At 71.0% G+C, this 16,051-nt stretch carries 15 protein-coding genes and 2 pseudogenes; 11 read left to right on the top strand and 6 right to left on the bottom strand.

Annotated elements, in window-relative coordinates; genetic code table 11:
• Positions 1 to 20: 20 nt before the first annotated feature.
• A complete protein-coding gene (locus OG218_RS19155) occupies positions 21 to 587 on the top strand; it encodes a Uma2 family endonuclease (RefSeq protein ID WP_328294816.1) in 567 nt (188 codons plus the stop codon).
• Between the two features lie 54 nt (positions 588 to 641).
• Here OG218_RS19155 and OG218_RS19160 read toward each other — a convergent pair whose 3' ends face one another.
• The 5 genes and pseudogenes from OG218_RS19160 to sdhC form a co-directional block, all read right to left on the bottom strand.
• On the bottom strand, positions 642 to 1,481 hold the full coding sequence (locus OG218_RS19160) for a succinate dehydrogenase iron-sulfur subunit (RefSeq protein WP_328294817.1): 840 nt from the start codon (positions 1,479 to 1,481) through the stop codon (positions 642 to 644).
• A pseudogene (locus OG218_RS26700) lies at positions 1,481 to 1,888 on the bottom strand (succinate dehydrogenase/fumarate reductase flavoprotein subunit); the annotation flags it as partial. The pseudogene OG218_RS26700 and the gene OG218_RS19160, both read right to left, overlap by 1 nt.
• An 83-nt stretch (positions 1,889 to 1,971) precedes the next feature.
• Positions 1,972 to 3,313, bottom strand: a pseudogene (locus OG218_RS19165) (FAD-binding protein); the annotation flags it as partial.
• A gap of 13 nt (positions 3,314 to 3,326) precedes the next feature.
• Positions 3,327 to 3,803: a succinate dehydrogenase hydrophobic membrane anchor subunit gene (locus OG218_RS19170; RefSeq protein ID WP_328294819.1), complete on the bottom strand. Its 477-nt coding sequence runs from the start codon at positions 3,801 to 3,803 to the stop codon at positions 3,327 to 3,329.
• 11 nt (positions 3,804 to 3,814) lie between these two features.
• Positions 3,815 to 4,234 (bottom strand): succinate dehydrogenase, cytochrome b556 subunit, encoded by a 420-nt coding sequence (gene sdhC / locus OG218_RS19175; RefSeq protein WP_328294820.1) that lies wholly within the window; start codon positions 4,232 to 4,234, stop codon positions 3,815 to 3,817.
• Positions 4,235 to 4,531: 297 nt separating this feature from the next.
• Here sdhC and OG218_RS19180 point away from each other — a divergent pair, with 297 nt between their 5' ends.
• The 10 genes from OG218_RS19180 to OG218_RS19225 all read left to right on the top strand — a co-directional run bounded on the left by OG218_RS19180 (position 4,532) and on the right by OG218_RS19225 (position 15,084).
• The gene (locus tag OG218_RS19180; RefSeq protein ID WP_328294821.1) at positions 4,532 to 5,716 is read left to right on the top strand and encodes a mannose-1-phosphate guanylyltransferase; all 1,185 of its coding nucleotides are present in this window, start codon (positions 4,532 to 4,534) and stop codon (positions 5,714 to 5,716) included.
• 50 nt (positions 5,717 to 5,766) lie between these two features.
• Complete coding sequence (locus OG218_RS19185) at positions 5,767 to 7,014, top strand: amidohydrolase (RefSeq protein WP_328294822.1); 1,248 nt, start codon at positions 5,767 to 5,769, stop codon at positions 7,012 to 7,014.
• Positions 7,015 to 7,157: 143 nt separating this feature from the next.
• On the top strand, positions 7,158 to 8,252 hold the full coding sequence (locus OG218_RS19190) for a BMP family lipoprotein (RefSeq protein WP_328294823.1): 1,095 nt from the start codon (positions 7,158 to 7,160) through the stop codon (positions 8,250 to 8,252).
• Positions 8,253 to 8,289: 37 nt separating this feature from the next.
• Positions 8,290 to 9,810, top strand: coding sequence for an ABC transporter ATP-binding protein (locus tag OG218_RS19195; protein WP_328294824.1), 1,521 nt, complete (start codon positions 8,290 to 8,292; stop codon positions 9,808 to 9,810).
• The gene (locus OG218_RS19200; RefSeq protein WP_328294825.1) at positions 9,807 to 11,024 is read left to right on the top strand and encodes an ABC transporter permease; all 1,218 of its coding nucleotides are present in this window, start codon (positions 9,807 to 9,809) and stop codon (positions 11,022 to 11,024) included. Before OG218_RS19195 ends, OG218_RS19200 begins: the two co-directional genes overlap by 4 nt.
• Positions 11,021 to 12,316 carry an ABC transporter permease gene (locus tag OG218_RS19205; RefSeq protein WP_328294826.1) on the top strand — a complete coding sequence of 432 codons (1,296 nt, stop codon included), beginning with the start codon at positions 11,021 to 11,023 and terminating at the stop codon, positions 12,314 to 12,316. The genes OG218_RS19200 and OG218_RS19205 overlap by 4 nt, the downstream gene beginning before the upstream one ends.
• Entirely contained in the window at positions 12,313 to 12,723 is a 411-nt protein-coding gene (locus OG218_RS19210; protein WP_328294827.1) for a cytidine deaminase, read from the top strand. The genes OG218_RS19205 and OG218_RS19210 overlap by 4 nt, the downstream gene beginning before the upstream one ends.
• Positions 12,720 to 14,006, top strand: a complete 1,287-nt coding sequence (locus OG218_RS19215; RefSeq protein ID WP_328294828.1) for a thymidine phosphorylase — start codon at positions 12,720 to 12,722, stop codon at positions 14,004 to 14,006. The genes OG218_RS19210 and OG218_RS19215 overlap by 4 nt, the downstream gene beginning before the upstream one ends.
• A 26-nt stretch (positions 14,007 to 14,032) precedes the next feature.
• Positions 14,033 to 14,341, top strand: coding sequence for a hypothetical protein (locus OG218_RS19220; protein ID WP_328294829.1), 309 nt, complete (start codon positions 14,033 to 14,035; stop codon positions 14,339 to 14,341).
• Between the two features lie 56 nt (positions 14,342 to 14,397).
• Complete coding sequence (locus OG218_RS19225; RefSeq protein WP_328294830.1) at positions 14,398 to 15,084, top strand: YidC/Oxa1 family membrane protein insertase; 687 nt, start codon at positions 14,398 to 14,400, stop codon at positions 15,082 to 15,084.
• Here OG218_RS19225 and OG218_RS19230 read toward each other — a convergent pair.
• Positions 15,071 to 16,036, bottom strand: coding sequence for a dioxygenase family protein (locus OG218_RS19230; RefSeq protein WP_328294831.1), 966 nt, complete (start codon positions 16,034 to 16,036; stop codon positions 15,071 to 15,073). The genes OG218_RS19225 and OG218_RS19230 overlap by 14 nt on opposite strands.
• Positions 16,037 to 16,051: the final 15 nt, after the last annotated feature.

The raw sequence follows: 16,051 nt of genomic DNA on the forward strand, positions 1-16,051 counted from the left end.
TGGCACGGGAGGATCCAGACGTGGCAGCTGAGATGGACGACGTGGCCGTCAGCGTGCTCCACCGCGAGTGGGCGTTCGAGGATCTGCTCACCCTGCCCGACGACGGCTACCGGTACGAGATCATGGACGGGCAACTCATCGTGACTCCACCGCCTCCGGTCGTGCACCAGGACGTGATCGACAACCTCCGCGCGGAGCTCGGCCGGCGGGTCGCCCCGGACGTGCGGGTCAAGACCGGTGTCGGCGTGCGGGTCCCGAGGATGGGACCGGAGCGCTACGTGATCCCGGACCTGCTCGTGGCCTCCGGCGCCCGACCCGCCCTGCACTACGAGCCCGAGTCCGTCCGACTGGCCGTCGAGGTGACGTCACCCTCCACCGAACTTCGGGACAGGGGTTCGAAGAAGGAGTTGTACGAGGCGCACGGTGTCGCGTGCTACCTCCTCGTCGACCTGAGCGCCGAGGCAGTGACCTGCTGGGAGCTCGAGCGGGGCGAGTACCGGCTGCAGTGGCGGATGACGGCCTCGACGCCGGGGGAGGGTCTGCTGGCGGGTGTCACGCTCGGCGACCTCACGAGAGAACCCAGCTGACGGCGACGACGAAGGGCCCGTCCCCAGCGGGGGACGGGCCCTTCGTCGCGTCGGTCAGAGCTTGCGCGAGATGAGCGCCTGCTTGACCTCGGCGATGGCCTTGGTGACCTGGATGCCCCGGGGGCAGGCCTCGGAGCAGTTGAAGGTGGTGCGGCAGCGCCACACCCCTTCCTTGTCGTTGAGGATCTCCAGGCGCAGGTCCGAGGCGGAGTCGCGGCTGTCGAAGATGAAGCGGTGCGCGTTGACGATCGCGGCGGGCCCGAAGTACTGGCCGTCGTTCCAGAAGACCGGGCAGCTCGACGTGCACGCGGCGCAGAGGATGCACTTGGTGGTGTCGTCGAAGCGTTCGCGGTCGGCCTGGGACTGGATGCGTTCCCGGGTCGGCTCGGCCCCGTTGGTGACGAGGAACGGCATGACCTCGCGGTAGGCCGCGAAGAACGGTTCCATGTCGACGATGAGGTCCTTCTCCACCGGCAGACCCTTGATCGGCTCGATCAGGATGGGCTTGTCGATGTTCAGGTCCTTCAGCAACGTCTTGCACGCCAGCCGGTTGCGGCCGTTGATGCGCATGGCGTCGGAGCCGCAGACCCCGTGGGCGCAGGAGCGGCGGAAGGACAGCCGACCGTCCTGCTCCCACTTGACCTTGTGCAGGGCGTCGAGCACGCGGTCGGTGCCGTGCATCGTCAGGTCGTAGGACTCCCAGTGCGGTTCCGCGTCGAGGTCCGGGTCGTAGCGGCGGATCTTGACCGTCACGGAGAACGAGGGGACCTCGCCCGCCCCGCCCTGCCCCTCGACGGGCGACCGACGGCCGCCACCGCTGCGTGCGGTCTCGGCGGACTTCGCCGGACCCGCTTCGCCGTTGGTCTCGGCGGGGCTGGTCTCGAAGGTCGACATCAGTACTTGCGCTCCATCGGCTGGTAGCGGGTCTGGACCACGGGCTTGAAGTCCAGTCGCGTCGAGTAGGAACCGTCGGCGGCGTACTCGCGGTAGACCATGGTGTGCCGCATGTAGTTCACGTCGTCGCGGTTGGGGTAGTCCTCGCGGAAGTGACCGCCGCGGGACTCCTTGCGCTCCAGCGCCCCGAGGCACATGGCCTCGGCGAGGTCGAGCAGGAACCCGAGTTCGAGGCCCTCGAGCAGGTCGAGGTTGAACCGCTTGCCCTTGTCCTGCACCGAGGCGCGCGAGTAGCGCTCCTTCAGGCGGTCGATGTCGGTGAGGGCCTGCTTCAGCGTCGCCTCGGTGCGGAACACCTGGGCGTTGGCGTCCATCGTGTCCTGCAGCTCACGACGGATGTCCGAGACGCGTTCACCCTGCGCGCGGTCGCGCATCTCCGACATCCAGTTGATGACCGGGAGCTCGGAGCCGTCGGGGACGGCGATCCACTCGGCCTTCGTCGCGTACTCCGCCGCGGCGATACCCGCGCGCTTGCCGAACACGTTGATGTCCAGCAGCGAGTTCGTGCCGAGACGGTTCGAGCCGTGCACCGAGACGCACGCGACCTCGCCGGCCGCGTAGAGGCCCGGCACGACGCGGGTGTTGTCCTGCAGCACCTCGGTGTCGACGTTGGTCGGCACCCCGCCCATGGCGTAGTGCGCCGTCGGGTAGACCGGAACGGGTTCGGTGTAGGGCTCGACCCCGAGGTAGGTGCGGGCGAACTCGGTGATGTCAGGCAGCTTCGCGTCGATGTGCGCGGGTTCGAGGTGGGTCAGGTCGAGGTAGACGTAGTCCTTGTTCGGACCGGCCCCGCGGCCCTCGCGCACCTCGTTGGCCATCGCCCGAGCGACGATGTCGCGGGGCGCGAGGTCCTTGATGGTGGGGGCGTAGCGCTCCATGAACCGCTCGCCGTCGGCGTTGCGGAGGATCCCGCCCTCACCGCGGGCCGCCTCGGAGAGCAGGATCCCGAGACCGGCGAGGCCGGTCGGGTGGAACTGGAAGAACTCCATGTCCTCCAGCGGCAGACCGCTGCGGTAGGCGATGCCCATGCCGTCCCCGGTCAGGGTGTGCGCGTTCGAGGTCGTCTTGTAGACCTTGCCCGCACCACCGGTCGCGAGGACGACCGACTTCGCCTGGAACACGTGGATCTCCCCGGTGGAGAGCTCGTAGGCCACGACGCCGGCGATGCGCTTGTCGCCCGGGACGCCGATGGTCGGCGGGGTCTGCAACCCGCGCTGGTCGGCCGCGCCCTCGATCTCGCTGCCGGTCTTCGCCTCGTCGGCGGGCACGAGCAGCAGGTCGAGGACGTAGAACTCGTTGAAGAACTCGACCTCGTGCTTCACGCACTGCTGGTACAGCGTCTGCAGGATCATGTGACCGGTGCGGTCGGCGGCGAAGCAGCTGCGACGCACCGGGGACTTGCCGTGGTCGCGGGTGTGCCCGCCGAAGCGGCGCTGGTCGATCTTGCCCTCGGGCGTGCGGTTGAAGGGCAGGCCCATCTTCTCGAGGTCGAGGACCGCGTCGATGGCCTCCTTGCACATCACCTCGGCCGCGTCCTGGTCGACGAGGTAGTCACCGCCCTTGACGGTGTCGAAGGTGTGCCACTCCCAGTTGTCCTCCTCGACGTTGGCCAGGGCGGCGCACATGCCGCCCTGGGCCGCACCGGTGTGCGAGCGCGTCGGGTAGAGCTTGGTGAGCACGGCCGTGCGCGCGCGCTGGCCGGATTCGAGGGCGGCGCGCATTCCGGCGCCCCCGGCGCCGACGATGACGACGTCGAACTGGTGCGTCTGCATGAGTTCCTCCGGGTCAGCTTGCCGCGCAGAAGGAGAACCTCTGCGCCTGCGTCGGGTCGGCGCAGGGGTCGAAGGTGAAGATGACCAGCGTCCCGACGACGATGACGATGACCGTCGCGAGGTAGAGGGCCATCTTCAGCCAGAATCGCGTGGAGTCGCGTTCGGCGTAGTCGTTGATGACGGTGCGGACGCCGTTGGTGCCGTGCAGCTGCGCCAGCCACAGCATCAGCAGGTCCCAGACCTGCCAGAACGGGCTGGCCCACTTGCCGGCCACGAAACCCCAGTCGACCTGGTGGATGCCTTCGCCCATGACCAGGTTCACGAACAGGTGGCCGAAGATCAGGACGAGGAGGACGACGCCCGACATCCGCATGAACAGCCAGCCGTACAGCTCCCAGTTGGTCCGGGTCGCCTTGTTGCGCTTGTAGGGGGAACGGGGGGTTTCCAGGGCGGGGGCGTAGCTGCCACCCGGGGTCTGCTCTGCGCTCACGGTTCGATCCCTCAGTGCGAGAAGACGTTGATCAGGTGGCGGGGCAGGAACCCGGCCATCAGCAGGACCCAGACCACGACGACGCCCCAGAACAGCTTCCGCTGGTGCTTGGTGCCGCCGGACCAGAAGTCCACGAGGATGATGCGGATCCCGTTGAGCGCGTGGAAGACGACCGCGCCGACGAGGCCGGCCTCGCCGAGGCCCATCACGGGGTTCTTGTACTGCCCGATCACACCGTTGTAGACCTCGGGGGAGACCCGCACGGTCGCGGTGTCGAGCACGTGCACGAAGAGGAAGAAGAAGATGAGCACACCGGAGATCCGGTGCATCACCCACGACCACATGCCTTCGCGGCCGCGGTAGAGCGTCCCTGCGGGTTTCCTGCTCCCCGTGGGCGTGCCCTGTCCGGGTGGGGTGAGGCTCGTGGCCACCAGCGTCCTCCTCGAGTGCTCCTCGACGCCGGATCACCCGGGCTTCGGCGCTCGGGCGGCGGCGTCCTGCCACCCACTGTAGGCGCGCTGCCGCGCAGCGACTGCTCGGCGGGAGCACTCGCGGAGCTTTTGTGACGAAGGACTCACAGCGTCGTGAGGCGCAGGTCACGGAGGAGAGCCTGACCTTAGCGGTCCCGTGGGCGTCCCGTCGACCTCCTGCGCCCTGTCGGGGGACGACCTCACCCGTTCGCCGCTCTCCGGCGTGGACGGACGGAGCGCACCGGTAGGTTCCCGACCATGACTGACGGGGGACAGGGCACAGCGGGCACCAACTGGTCGGCGTCGTGGTCGGAGGACGACCTCGAGGACGGCCAGATCGACCTCTCCGACTTCCACGCCGTCGTCCCGGCGGGTGGGGCGGGCACGCGGTTGTGGCCCCTCTCGCGCAGTGACCGGCCGAAGTTCCTCCTCGACCTGACCGGTCGCGGGCGCACGCTGCTGCAGTCGACCTGGGACCGGTTGCTGCCGCTCACCGACGCCTCGCGCACCCTCGTCGTCACCGGCCGCTCCCACGCCGACGCCGTCGCCGAGCAGCTGCCCGACCTGCCGGCCGAGAACATCCTGCGCGAACCGATGCAGCGCGACTCCGCCGCCGCCATCGGTCTCGCCGCGGCCGTCCTCGTCCGCCGGAACCCCGACGCCGTCCTCGGCTCCTTCGCCGCCGACCACAACATCTCCGGCCGCGACGACTTCGAGAGCTCCGTCGAGGAGGCCGTGGTCACCGCCCGCCGCGGGTTCGTCGTCACCATCGGGATCGCGCCCTCGCACCCGGCCACCGGCTTCGGCTACATCCGCCTCGGCAAGCGACTGCGCCTGCAGGGCGCCCCGAACGCGCGCCGCGTCGTGCAGTTCAAGGAGAAGCCGGACGCGCGCACCGCTGCGGCCTACCTCTCCACCGGGGACTACCGCTGGAACGGCGGGATGTTCGTGGCCCGCGCCGACGTCCTGCTGGAGCTCCTCGCCACGCACACCCCCGCCCTGCACTCCGGTCTGATGCGCATCGCCGACGCCTGGGACACCCCGCAGCGCGACGCCGTCCTCGAGGAGCAGTGGGCGGCCCTGCCCTCCATCGCCATCGACAACGCCGTGGCCGAGCCGGCCGCCGAGGCGGGCCGCGTCGCCGTCGTGCCCGCCACCTTCGGCTGGGACGACGTCGGCGACTTCTCCTCCCTCGCCGAACTGCTGCCGGCCGACGTCGACATGCCGAAGATCCTGGGCGACCCCGACCTCGTCATCACCGAGGGCGTCGCGGGCGGTCTCGTCGTGCCCGCCAACGGCCGCGTCGTGGCGCTGCTCGGCGTCGACGACCTCGTCGTCGTCGACACCCCGGACGCGCTGCTCGTGACCACCCGCGCCCGGGCGCAGGAGGTCAAGAAGCTCGTCGCCCGGGCCAAGCACCTCGGCCTCGACCACATCGTCTGAGCGGGGCTGGGGTACGCGGGGGCGGAAGGCGGCGGGTAGCGTCGACCGACGTGACCAGCGACACCGAAGCCACGAGTGACGCGGGTTCCGCGACCCGGCGGACCGAGGGGCTCGCGGTGCGCGTCGCCGACCTCGTCCTCGCCCACGAACCCACGGCGCGGGCGGTGCGGCGCGAGATCCACGCCCACCCCGAGCTGGCCCACCAGGAACACCGCACGACCGCCCGGCTCGCCGAGGTCCTCACGGCCGCCGGCGCCGCCGTCCGGCTGCTGCCCGGGACGGGGCTGATCGCCGACATCGGCCCGAGCGGCCCGATGCTCGCCGTGCGGGCCGACCTGGACGCCCTGCCCGTCCCCGAGGCCACCGGTCTGCCCTACGCCTCCACCGTTCCCGGCGTGGCCCACGCCTGCGGGCACGACGTGCACACCGCGTCGGTGCTCGGCGCCGGACTGGTCCTCGCCGACCTCGCCCGGACGGGTGATCTGCGGCACGGGGTGCGCCTCGTCTTCCAGCCCGCCGAGGAGGTCATGCCCGGCGGCGCCCTCGGGGTCATCGGAACCGGTGTGCTGGAGGGCGTCTCGGCCATCTACAGCCTGCACTGCGACCCCACGCTGGACGCCGGCACCGTCGGCCTCAAGTCCGGCCCCATCACCTCCGCCAGCGACCACGTCACCGTCCGCCTGCACGGCACGGGCGGGCACACCTCCCGCCCGCACCTCGCGGGTGACCTCGTCTTCGCCCTCGGTCAGGTCGTCACGCAGCTCCCCGCCGTCATCGCCCGCCGCGTCGACCCCCGCGCCGGCGTGAACCTCACCTGGGGAGCCGTGCACGCCGGCGACGTCGCCAACGCCGTCCCCTCCGCGGGCTACGCCGCAGGCACGTTGCGCTGCATGGAGACCGAGGCCTGGCAGCACGCCGGGGAACTCGTCGAGTCCGTCGTCGCCGACCTCGTCCGGCCCTACTCGGTGCGCGCCGAGGTCGACCTCGTCCGCGGCGTCCCGCCCGTCGACAACGAGGTGCACTCCACCGCCGCCCTCGACGAGGCCGCCCGGATCCTGCTCGGAACCGACGCCGTCCTGCCCACCCGGCAGTCGCTGGGCGGCGAGGACTTCGCCTGGTACCTGCACCACGTCCCCGGCGCGATGGTGCGCCTCGGGACCCGCACCCCCGGCGGCACGACGTTCGACCTGCACCGCGGGGACTACGCGCCCGACGAGGCGGCGCTCGCCGTCGGGATCGGCGTGCTGGCGACCACCGCGGCCTCGGAGCGGGCGCTGCCCGCCGGTCTGTCGGGTTGAAAGGTCTCGATCTGGACAACCTGCGTGCTCGCGCGCACGGGGAGGGGGATTTCGGCCACTACGATGGCCGCGCGTTCGCCGGTCCTGCTCCGGGCGTCCGCCTCACCCCCGTGAGTCACCCCCCGACCTGGAGGACTACCCCCATGAAGACGTTGCACCGCCTCGCGCCGGTGGCCGCCCTGGGCGCAGCCGCCCTGATGCTGGCCTCCTGCGGTAGTCGGCCGGACGCCGCGACGGGATCGGGTGACGCGAGCAGCGCCGGCGGCGCCAAGTTCAAGGCCTGCATGGTGCTCGACACCGGTGGCGTGGACGACCGCTCGTTCAACCAGTCCTCCTACGACGGCTTCAAGGCCGCCAACAAGGCGAACCCGGACATCGAGATCGGCTACGTCGCCTCCAACAGCGACGCCGACTACGTCCCGAACCTGACCACCGAGGTCGGCAACAAGTGCGACTCGATCGTCGCCGTCGGCGGTCTCATGTCGGACGCCGTCAAGGAGGTCGCGGAGCAGAACAAGGACCAGAAGTTCGCCGAGATCGACTCCTCGCCCGTCGCCGACAACGTCTACGGGTTCGAGTACAACACCGCCGAGGGCGGGTTCCTCGGTGGTTACCTCGCTGCCGGGATGACCAAGACGGGCACCGTCGGTACCTGGGGCGGCCTGAACATCCCGCCGGTCACCATCTACATGGACGGCTTCTGGGAAGGCGTGCAGTACTACAACCAGCAGAAGGGGAAGTCCGTCAAGGTCATCGGCTGGGACGAGAAGAACCCCTCCGCCGGTACCTTCTCGAACTCCTTCGTCGACCAGGCCGCGGGCCGCTCGATCACCGAGACGATGGCCGCCCAGGGCGCCGACATCGTCATGCCCGTCGCCGGCCAGTCCGGTCTGGGGGCGGGGGCGGCCGCCGAGGCCGCGGGCGGCTCGCTGAACCTCATCTGGGTCGACACCGACGGCTGCGTCAGCGCCGAGCAGTACTGCAAGTACTTCATCTCCTCGGTGACGAAGAACCTCACCGACGCGGTGAACGACTACATCACGAAGTCGGCCTCCGGGTCCGTCCCGACCGGTGCCTACGTCGGGAACCTCAAGAACGACGGCACGGGCCTGGCGCCGTTCAACCAGTGGGACGCGCAGGTCCCGGCGGACCTCAAGTCCGAGCTGGACACGGTCAAGAAGGGCATCATCGACGGCAGCATCGAGATCACCTCGCCGAACGCCATCAAGGCCAGCTGACAGCGAGTTCGACGGCGACGAGGGGAACGACCCGCAGGTGCAACTGGAACTCAAGGGCATCACGAAGCGCTTCGGGCCCCTCGTCGCCAACGACTCCATCGACCTCGTCGTCCGCGAGGGTGAGATCCACGCCCTGCTGGGCGAGAACGGGGCCGGCAAGAGCACGTTGATGAACGTGCTCTACGGCCTGTACACCCCGGACGAGGGCCAGATCCTCGTCGACGGGAAACCCGTGGAGTTCACCTCCCCGGGCGACGCCATGGCCGCCGGGATCGGCATGGTGCACCAGCACTTCATGCTCGTCCCGACGTTCACGGCCACCGAGAACATCGTGCTCGGCGCGGAGCTCACCACCGGCGGGGGTTTCCTGGACCGGCGCCGGGCCCGCAAGCGCGTCGAGGAGACCTCGCAGCGGTTCGGGTTGGCGATCCCCGCCGACACCCTCGTCGCCGACCTCGCCGTCGGCGTCCAGCAACGCGTCGAGATCGTCAAGGCCCTGCTGCGCGACGCGAAGGTCCTCGTCCTCGACGAACCCACCGCCGTGCTCACCCCGGCCGAGACCGACGACCTCATGCGCGTCATGCGCGAGCTCGCCGACGCCGGGACGTCGATCGTCTTCATCACCCACAAGCTGCGCGAGGTCAAGGCCGTCGCCGACCGCATCACCGTCATCCGCCGCGGCAAGGTCGTCGGGGAGGCGTCGCCCAGCGCGTCGCCGGAGGAGCTCGCCGCGCTGATGGTGGGCCGCGAGGTGCGCCTGCGGGTCGAGAAGGCTGCGGCCGAACCCGGGGAGAGCGTCCTGACGATGTCCTCGGTGCGGGTCGTCGACCCGTCCGGGACGGTCCTGCTGGACGGCATCGACCTCGACGTGCGCGCCGGGGAGGTCCTCGCGATCGCCGGTGTCGACGGGAACGGGCAGACCGAACTGACCCGCAGCATCGTCGGCCTGCAACGCATCGAGTCCGGATCGCTGCGCATCACCGGCGTCGACACCACCGGGCGCGACATCGCCGACGTCCTGGCCCTCGGCGTCGGCTACGTCCCCGAGGACCGCCTGCACGACGGTCTCGTCGGGTCGTTCAGCATCGCCGAGAACCTCGTCCTCGACCTCGTCGACTCACCCGCCTTCGCCAGCGGGCCCTCCGTCGACCGGGACGCGGTGCGGCGCAACGCGGACGACCGGATCAGCGAGTTCGACATCCGGACCCCCTCGCCGCAGGCCGCGGCCTCGACGCTGTCGGGCGGGAACCAGCAGAAGGTCGTCCTGGCCCGGGAGATGTCGCGCGAGCTGAAGCTGCTCGTCGTCGCGCAGCCGACCCGCGGGGTCGACGTCGGGAGCCAGGAGTTCGTGCACCAGCGGATCGTGGCCGAACGCGACCGCGGTGCGGCCGTGGTGCTGGTCTCGACCGAACTCGACGAGGTGCGGGCGCTGGCCGACCGCATCGTCGTGCTCTACCGCGGCCGGATCGCGGGCGAGGTCGGCCCCGAGGCCACGCAGGAGGAACTGGGTCTGCTGATGGCCGGCGCCCACATCGAACCCGCCGGAGGGCAGTCGTGACGTTGGAGAAGGAAACCGTCCGGGACGACGGTCCGGTGCGGCGACGGCGCCTGTACTGGGGTGGCAGCTGGCTGGTGACGGTGTTCGCCGTCGTCGGTGCCCTTCTCGTCGGTGCGGTGCTCATCGCCATCGGTGACGAAGCGACCCGGGCCAGCGCGGGGTACTTCTTCAGCTACCCCTGGGACCTGTTCTCCAACGTCTGGTACTCCGTCCGCGACGCCTACGTCGCGCTGCTGCAGGGGGCCGTCTACAACCCGAGCTTCTCCGGGATCGCGGCGTTGCGGCCGCTCTCCGAGACGCTCGTCAACGCCACCCCGCTGATCCTGGCCGGACTCGCCGTCGCGCTGTCCTTCCGGGTCGGGTTGTTCAACATCGGCGCCCAGGGCCAGATCATCCTCGGTGCGGTCCTCGCCGCCTGGTTGGGCTTCACCCTGGACCTGCCGGTGGTGCTGCACCTGGTGGTCGCGCTGGTGGGCGGGATCGTCGGGGGACTGGTCTGGGGTGGGGTCGTCGGTCTGCTCAAGGCCCGGACCGGCGCCCACGAGGTCATCACGACGATCATGCTGAACTACGTCGCCATCAACCTGCTGAACTACCTGCTCAGCGTCCACGGCTTCCAGCGCCCGCCCTACGGGCAGGCCATCTCCGAGCAGGTCGCCGCGAACGCGGAACTCCCGCCGCTGCTGGGTTCCTCGCTGCGGGTGAACCTGGGCCTGGTGCTCGCGGTCCTCGCGTCCGTCTTCGTGTGGTGGCTCTTCGAGCGCTCCCGCCTCGGGTTCCGCCTGCGCGCGGTGGGGGCGAACCCCAACGCGGCCCGCACGGCCGGGATGCCCGTCGGTCGGTTGCAGATCGTGTCCATGGCGCTGGCCGGTGGCCTCGCGGGCCTCGCCGGCGCGACGCAGGTCCTCGGCGTCACGGGCAGCGTGACCAGCAGCGTCGCCGGGAACATCGGCTTCGACGCCATCACCGTCGCGCTGCTGGGACGCAACAACCCCTACGGCGTCATCGCGGCCGGCGTCCTGTTCGGCGGTCTGCGGGCCGGGTCGGTGCAGATGCAGTCCTCCACCGGCGTCCCCGTCGACCTCGTCGGGGTGCTGCAGGCCCTCGTCGTGCTCTTCATCGCCGCGCCGGCGCTGGTCCGGGCGGTGTTCCGCCTGAAGTCCGGCGGTGGCGCCGGGGTCGGTTCGGAACTGGCCGGAGGGTGGACCCGATGAGCGTCGAGATCCCTGCGCCCGTCGTCGAACTGGCGCGCGTCGAACCCCCCGTCAGCCTGCGCCGACGGGTCCTCACCGGAGCCCTGCTCGTGCTCGTCGGTCTGGTGACGGTCCTCGGCTGGGGGGTCGGTTCCGGTGCGGCCGACGCCACCTTCCGCTTCGGTGGCGGCTCGGCCGTCGAACTCCCCGACCTCACCGTCCCCGGGACGCTGACGCCGGTCGTCCTGGGCGTCGTCGTCGTCCTGCTCGGGCTGTACCAGCTCGCGCGGGGTTTCCGGGCGCGGCGCAGTCCCGTCGTCATCGCCGTCACGTTGCTGTGCTTCGTGCTCGCGTTCCTCTGCTGGGTCATGTCCGGGGCGTCCTCGCAGTCGATGGACGTCGTCAAGCTGCTCCAGCAGACGGTCTTCCTCGCCACCCCGCTCATCCTCGGCGCCCTCGCCGGGGTGCTCGGCGAACGCAGCGGTGTCGTGAACGTGGCCATCGAGGGGCAGATGCTGACCGGTGCCTTCGCCGGTGCCCTCGTCGGTTCGATGGCCGGCAACCTCGGTGCCGGGGTCGTCGGTGCGGTGCTGGCCGGGGCCGTCGTCGGATGGTTGCTGGCGGTCTTCGCCATCCGCTACCGGGTGAACCAGGTGATCCTCGGGGTCGTTCTGAACGCGGCCGCCCTCGGTTTCACGGGGTGGGCGTACAAGGCGCTCATGCAGACCGACGCGCAGCGCTTCAACTCCCCGGGGGTGCTCTCCCCGGTCCGGATCCCCGGCCTGGCCGAGATCCCCGTGCTCGGGCCGCTGCTGTTCCAGGCCAACGTCCTCGTCTACGCCATGTACGTCGTCATCGTCGCGCTGCAGGTCGTCCTGTTCCGCACCCGCTGGGGACTGCGCACCCGGGCCGTGGGTGAGCACCCCAAGGCGGCCGCCACGGTCGGCATCCCGGTGCTGCGGGTCCGCTACGTCAACGTCGTGGTGGCGGGGGGCATCGCCGGTCTCGCCGGGGCCTACCTCTCCATCGGGACGATCGGGCCGTTCACCGAGAACATGTCGGCCGGCAAGGGGTTCATCGCCCTGGCCGCCGTCATCTTCGGCCGGTGGAGCCCCAAGGGTGCCGTCGGGGCGTCGTTGCTGTTCGGGTTCTTCGCCGCGCTGCAGACCCTCGTCGGGATCATCACCGCGCCGGGGACCGTGCCCTCGAGCTTCCTCTCGATGCTGCCCTACCTCGCCACGATCCTGGCCGTCGCCGGTTTCGTCGGCCGCGTCCGTCCGCCCGCCGCCTCCGGGGAGCCGTACCCGTCGTGAACCCTGACTTCGACCTCCTGCGGGCCGCCGCGCGCGAAGCGCTCGCGCACTCCTACTCGCCGTACTCGAACTTCCCCGTCGGCGCGGCCGCCCTCGTCGACGACGGGCGGATCGTGTCCGGGGCCAACGTGGAGAACGCCTCCTACGGCGTCACGTTGTGCGCCGAGTGCACGCTGGTCGGGCAGTTGCAGATGACCGGCGGCGGCACGCTCGTCGCCTTCGCCTGCGTCGACGGCGCGGGCAACGTCCTCATGCCGTGCGGACGGTGCCGGCAGCTGCTCTACGAGTTCGGCGGACCGGACCTCCTCGTCGACTCCCCGCGCGGGGTGGTCCCGATGACCCAGGTGCTGCCCGACGCGTTCGGCCCGCACGACCTGACCGACCCCGCCCGGAAGGCCCAGCCGTGAGCCAGCAGCAGTTCGCCGCCGTCGACGTCATCCGCACCAAGCGCGACAAGGGCGTCCTCTCCGACGCGCAGATCGACTGGGTCGTCGACGCCTACACCCACGGGGTGGTCGCGGAGGAGCAGATGTCCGCGCTGGCGATGGCGATCCTGCTCAACGGGATGAACCGCGCCGAGGTCTCGCGCTGGACGAACGCGATGATCGACTCGGGCAGCCGGCTCGACTTCACCGACCTGCCCCGGCCCAGCGTCGACAAGCACTCCACGGGCGGGGTCGGCGACAAGGTCACGTTGCCGTTGGCGCCGCTCGTCGCGGCCTGCGGCGCGGCCGTCCCGCAGTTGTCCGGTCGTGGGCTCGGCCACACCGGCGGGACCCTGGACAAGCTCGAGGCGATCCCCGGCTGGCGGGCCTCGCTCACCCTGGCCGAGATCCGCGACCAGCTCGTCGACGTCGGCGCCGTGATCTGCGCGGCGACGGGCGACCTGGCCCCGGCGGACAAGAAGCTCTACGCCCTGCGCGACGTCACCAGCACCGTCGAGGCCATCCCGCTCATCGCCAGCTCCATCATGAGCAAGAAGATCGCCGAGGGGACCAGCGCCCTCGTCCTGGACGTGAAGACCGGCTCCGGCGCCTTCATGAAGGAACTCGGGCAGTCGCTCGAACTGGCCCGCACGATGGTCGAGCTCGGCACCGACGCCGGGGTGCGGACGGTCGCCGTAGTCACCGACATGTCGACGGTCCTGGGCCGGACGGCGGGCAACGCGCTGGAGGTCCGGGAGTCCCTCGAGGTGCTCGCCGGGGGAGGACCGGCCGACCTCGTCGAGCTCACCCTGGTGCTGGCGCGCGAGATGCTCGCCGCCGTCGGGCTCGACGCGGTGGACCCCGCGGACGCCCTCGCCGACGGCCGCGCCATGGACTCCTGGCGGCGGATGATCGCGGCCCAGGGCGGCGACCCGGACGCGCCCCTCCCGGTCGCCGCGCACACCCAGGACGTGCTGGCGCCGGCCGACGGTTTCCTCGACGTCGACGCGCTGGCCGTCGGGGTCGCCGCCTGGCGCCTCGGCGCGGGACGCTCGCGCCGGGAGGAGGCCGTGCAGGCCGGGGCGGGGGTCGAGCTGCACGCCGTGCGCGGGGACCGGGTGCGCGCCGGTCAGCGCCTCATGACCCTGCACACCGACACCCCGGACCGCTTCGACTGGGCCACGCAGGCCCTCGACGGGGGTTTCACGGTCTCGGCCGCCGAACCCGCGACGGTTCCGCTGGTCCACGAACGCATCACCGCCTGACCTCTGCCGTGGGTAGGGTGGCGAGCGTGGGTGGGCAGCAGGAGCTGACGGCGCGGTTCTCGACCGCGCTGATCGTGCTGCCCCTGCTGCTCTCGGCCCTGCTCCTCGCGGGCGGGTCCGAGCAGTTGCTGCTGGGGACCGCGGTCGCGGTCGCCTCGAGCGTCGTGGTCGGCCTCCTCGTCCTGCGGGGGGTCGTGGCCGAACTGCTGGCCGCGGTGATCCCGTCGCCGCCGGTGACCCGTCTCGAACCCGCGGACACGTTGCCGCAGAACGCACCGGCCGCGGTGGGGAACCCGCAGCCCCGGGCACCCGGAGTCCTCGCGCTCCCGTGCTGAGCTGACGCGCGCACGGGAGTCGACGCCTCCCGTTCCCGCGACCTCCGGAGTTCCCCGTGCTCGACACCCTGCACTCGATCCTGCGTCCCGTCGAGGACGCCGTCACCTTCGTCCTGCTCCACCTGCACGACCTCGGCGCCCCCTGGCCGCTGGCGATCGTCGGACTCGTCGTCCTGGCCCGGACCCTGCTGCTGCCGTTGTTCGTGGCACAGCAACGGTCCGCCCTCCGTTCCGCCGCACTGCGACCGCAGGTCCTCGCCGTCCAGGAGCGCTACCGCGGCCGCACCGACGTGGCCTCGCGACAGGCGATGCAGCGCGAGGTCACGACCCTGCACCGCGACGCCGGGGTGAACCCCCTCGGTGGCTGCCTGCCGGGGTTGCTGCAGTCGCCGGTGTTCCTCGCGCTCACCCTGACGTTGGAATCCGGCGACACCCTCGCCTCGTTCGGGTCGGCGACCCTGGCGGGGGCACCGTTGGCGGGGGTCCTGACCCAGGACCCCGACCCCGCGACCACGGTCGTCGCCGTCGTCCTGCTGCTGTTGACCGCTGCGCTGCAGGTGGTCACGATGCGGGCCAGCAGCACCGGGGTCGCCACCCCCACCTCGCTGCTGGTGGCGATCCCCGTCGTCGTGGTGTTCTCGGCGGCGCACTTCCCGATCGGTGTCCTGATCTACTGGGCCACCTCCGGGGCGTGGACGGCGGGCCAGCAACTCATCGCCCGGCAGCTCGTCAGGCGGCGCTAGCCATCGTCGGTGGGGTTCCGCCACCCCCGGCGCCGTCGGGGTGACCGGAGGTGTCCGACCCGTTGCCGGCCATGGTTCCCGCCGTCGGTTCCGTCGTCGTGTCGACGCCGACGGTCAGCGCGACGGCGTAGCCGCTGGTGACGTTCCCGCTGAACGTCGGCGTCTGGGTGGCGCCGCTGTCGTCGCCGAAGACGTTGTCGCTGTCCAGGCTCACCTGGGCGAGGTTGCTCACCGACTGCTCGTAGCCGGTGGTGGCGTAGACCGCCTCGTTCGCCCCGGCCGGCATCGCGACCTGGGAGGTGGCGATGCAGTTCGCCACGTCCGTGATGTCGTCGACGCTCGGGTAGACCTCGAAGTGGACGTGCGGCCAGCGTCCGGAGTAGCAGGCCGGGTAGATGCTGGTGAAGGTCACGTTCCCGTCGGCGTCGGCGACCTGGACCCCACGCAGGTAGTTCTCGTTCGTGAGGGAGTCGGCGTAGAGGGAGTACTCGCCGTCGCGGTCGCAGTGCCAGACGTAGACCGCCACCCCCTCGAACGGGACGTTCCCGCCGGCCAGGTCGACGACGCTGAGGGTCAGGGTCATCGCCACCCCCTCGGCGGTGGTCGTGCTCGACCCGAAGCTGGACCGGATGTCGCTGCGCACGACCCCGCTCTGCTCGAGGACGTCCGGGCCGTTCGAGCCGTCGCCCGGGTAGGGGCCGGCCGTCTCGTCGGGGATCTCGGTGAGCGTGCCGGAGGTGGCGCTCGAGGAGCTCGTGGTGGTGTCGGCCGCGGCGGTGTCGTCGCTCCCGCAGGCGGCGAGGGTGAGCCCGGTGGCCCCGAGGCCCAGCAGCCCCAGCGCGCGACGACGGCCGATCATCGTCGTGAGGTCGAAGGCGAGGCCCTGGTCGTCGACGTCCTCGTCGGGGCGGGGGAGCGGACGACCCTCGTAGCTGGGGAGGTTGTTCTTCATGCCTCCACCGTCGGG

This window comes from Kineococcus sp. NBC_00420, from assembly GCF_036021035.1.
Taxonomy (GTDB): domain Bacteria; phylum Actinomycetota; class Actinomycetes; order Actinomycetales; family Kineococcaceae; genus Kineococcus.

Coding starts and splice junctions, on each gene's coding strand:
- OG218_RS19205 (WP_328294826.1), top strand. CDS start 11,021: ATGAGCGTCGAGATCCCTGCGCCCGTCGTCGAACTGGCGCGCGTCGAA.
- OG218_RS19190 (WP_328294823.1), top strand. CDS start 7,158: ATGAAGACGTTGCACCGCCTCGCGCCGGTGGCCGCCCTGGGCGCAGCC.
- OG218_RS19230 (WP_328294831.1), bottom strand. CDS start 16,036: ATGAAGAACAACCTCCCCAGCTACGAGGGTCGTCCGCTCCCCCGCCCC.
- OG218_RS19160 (WP_328294817.1), bottom strand. CDS start 1,481: ATGTCGACCTTCGAGACCAGCCCCGCCGAGACCAACGGCGAAGCGGGT.
- OG218_RS19180 (WP_328294821.1), top strand. CDS start 4,532: ATGACTGACGGGGGACAGGGCACAGCGGGCACCAACTGGTCGGCGTCG.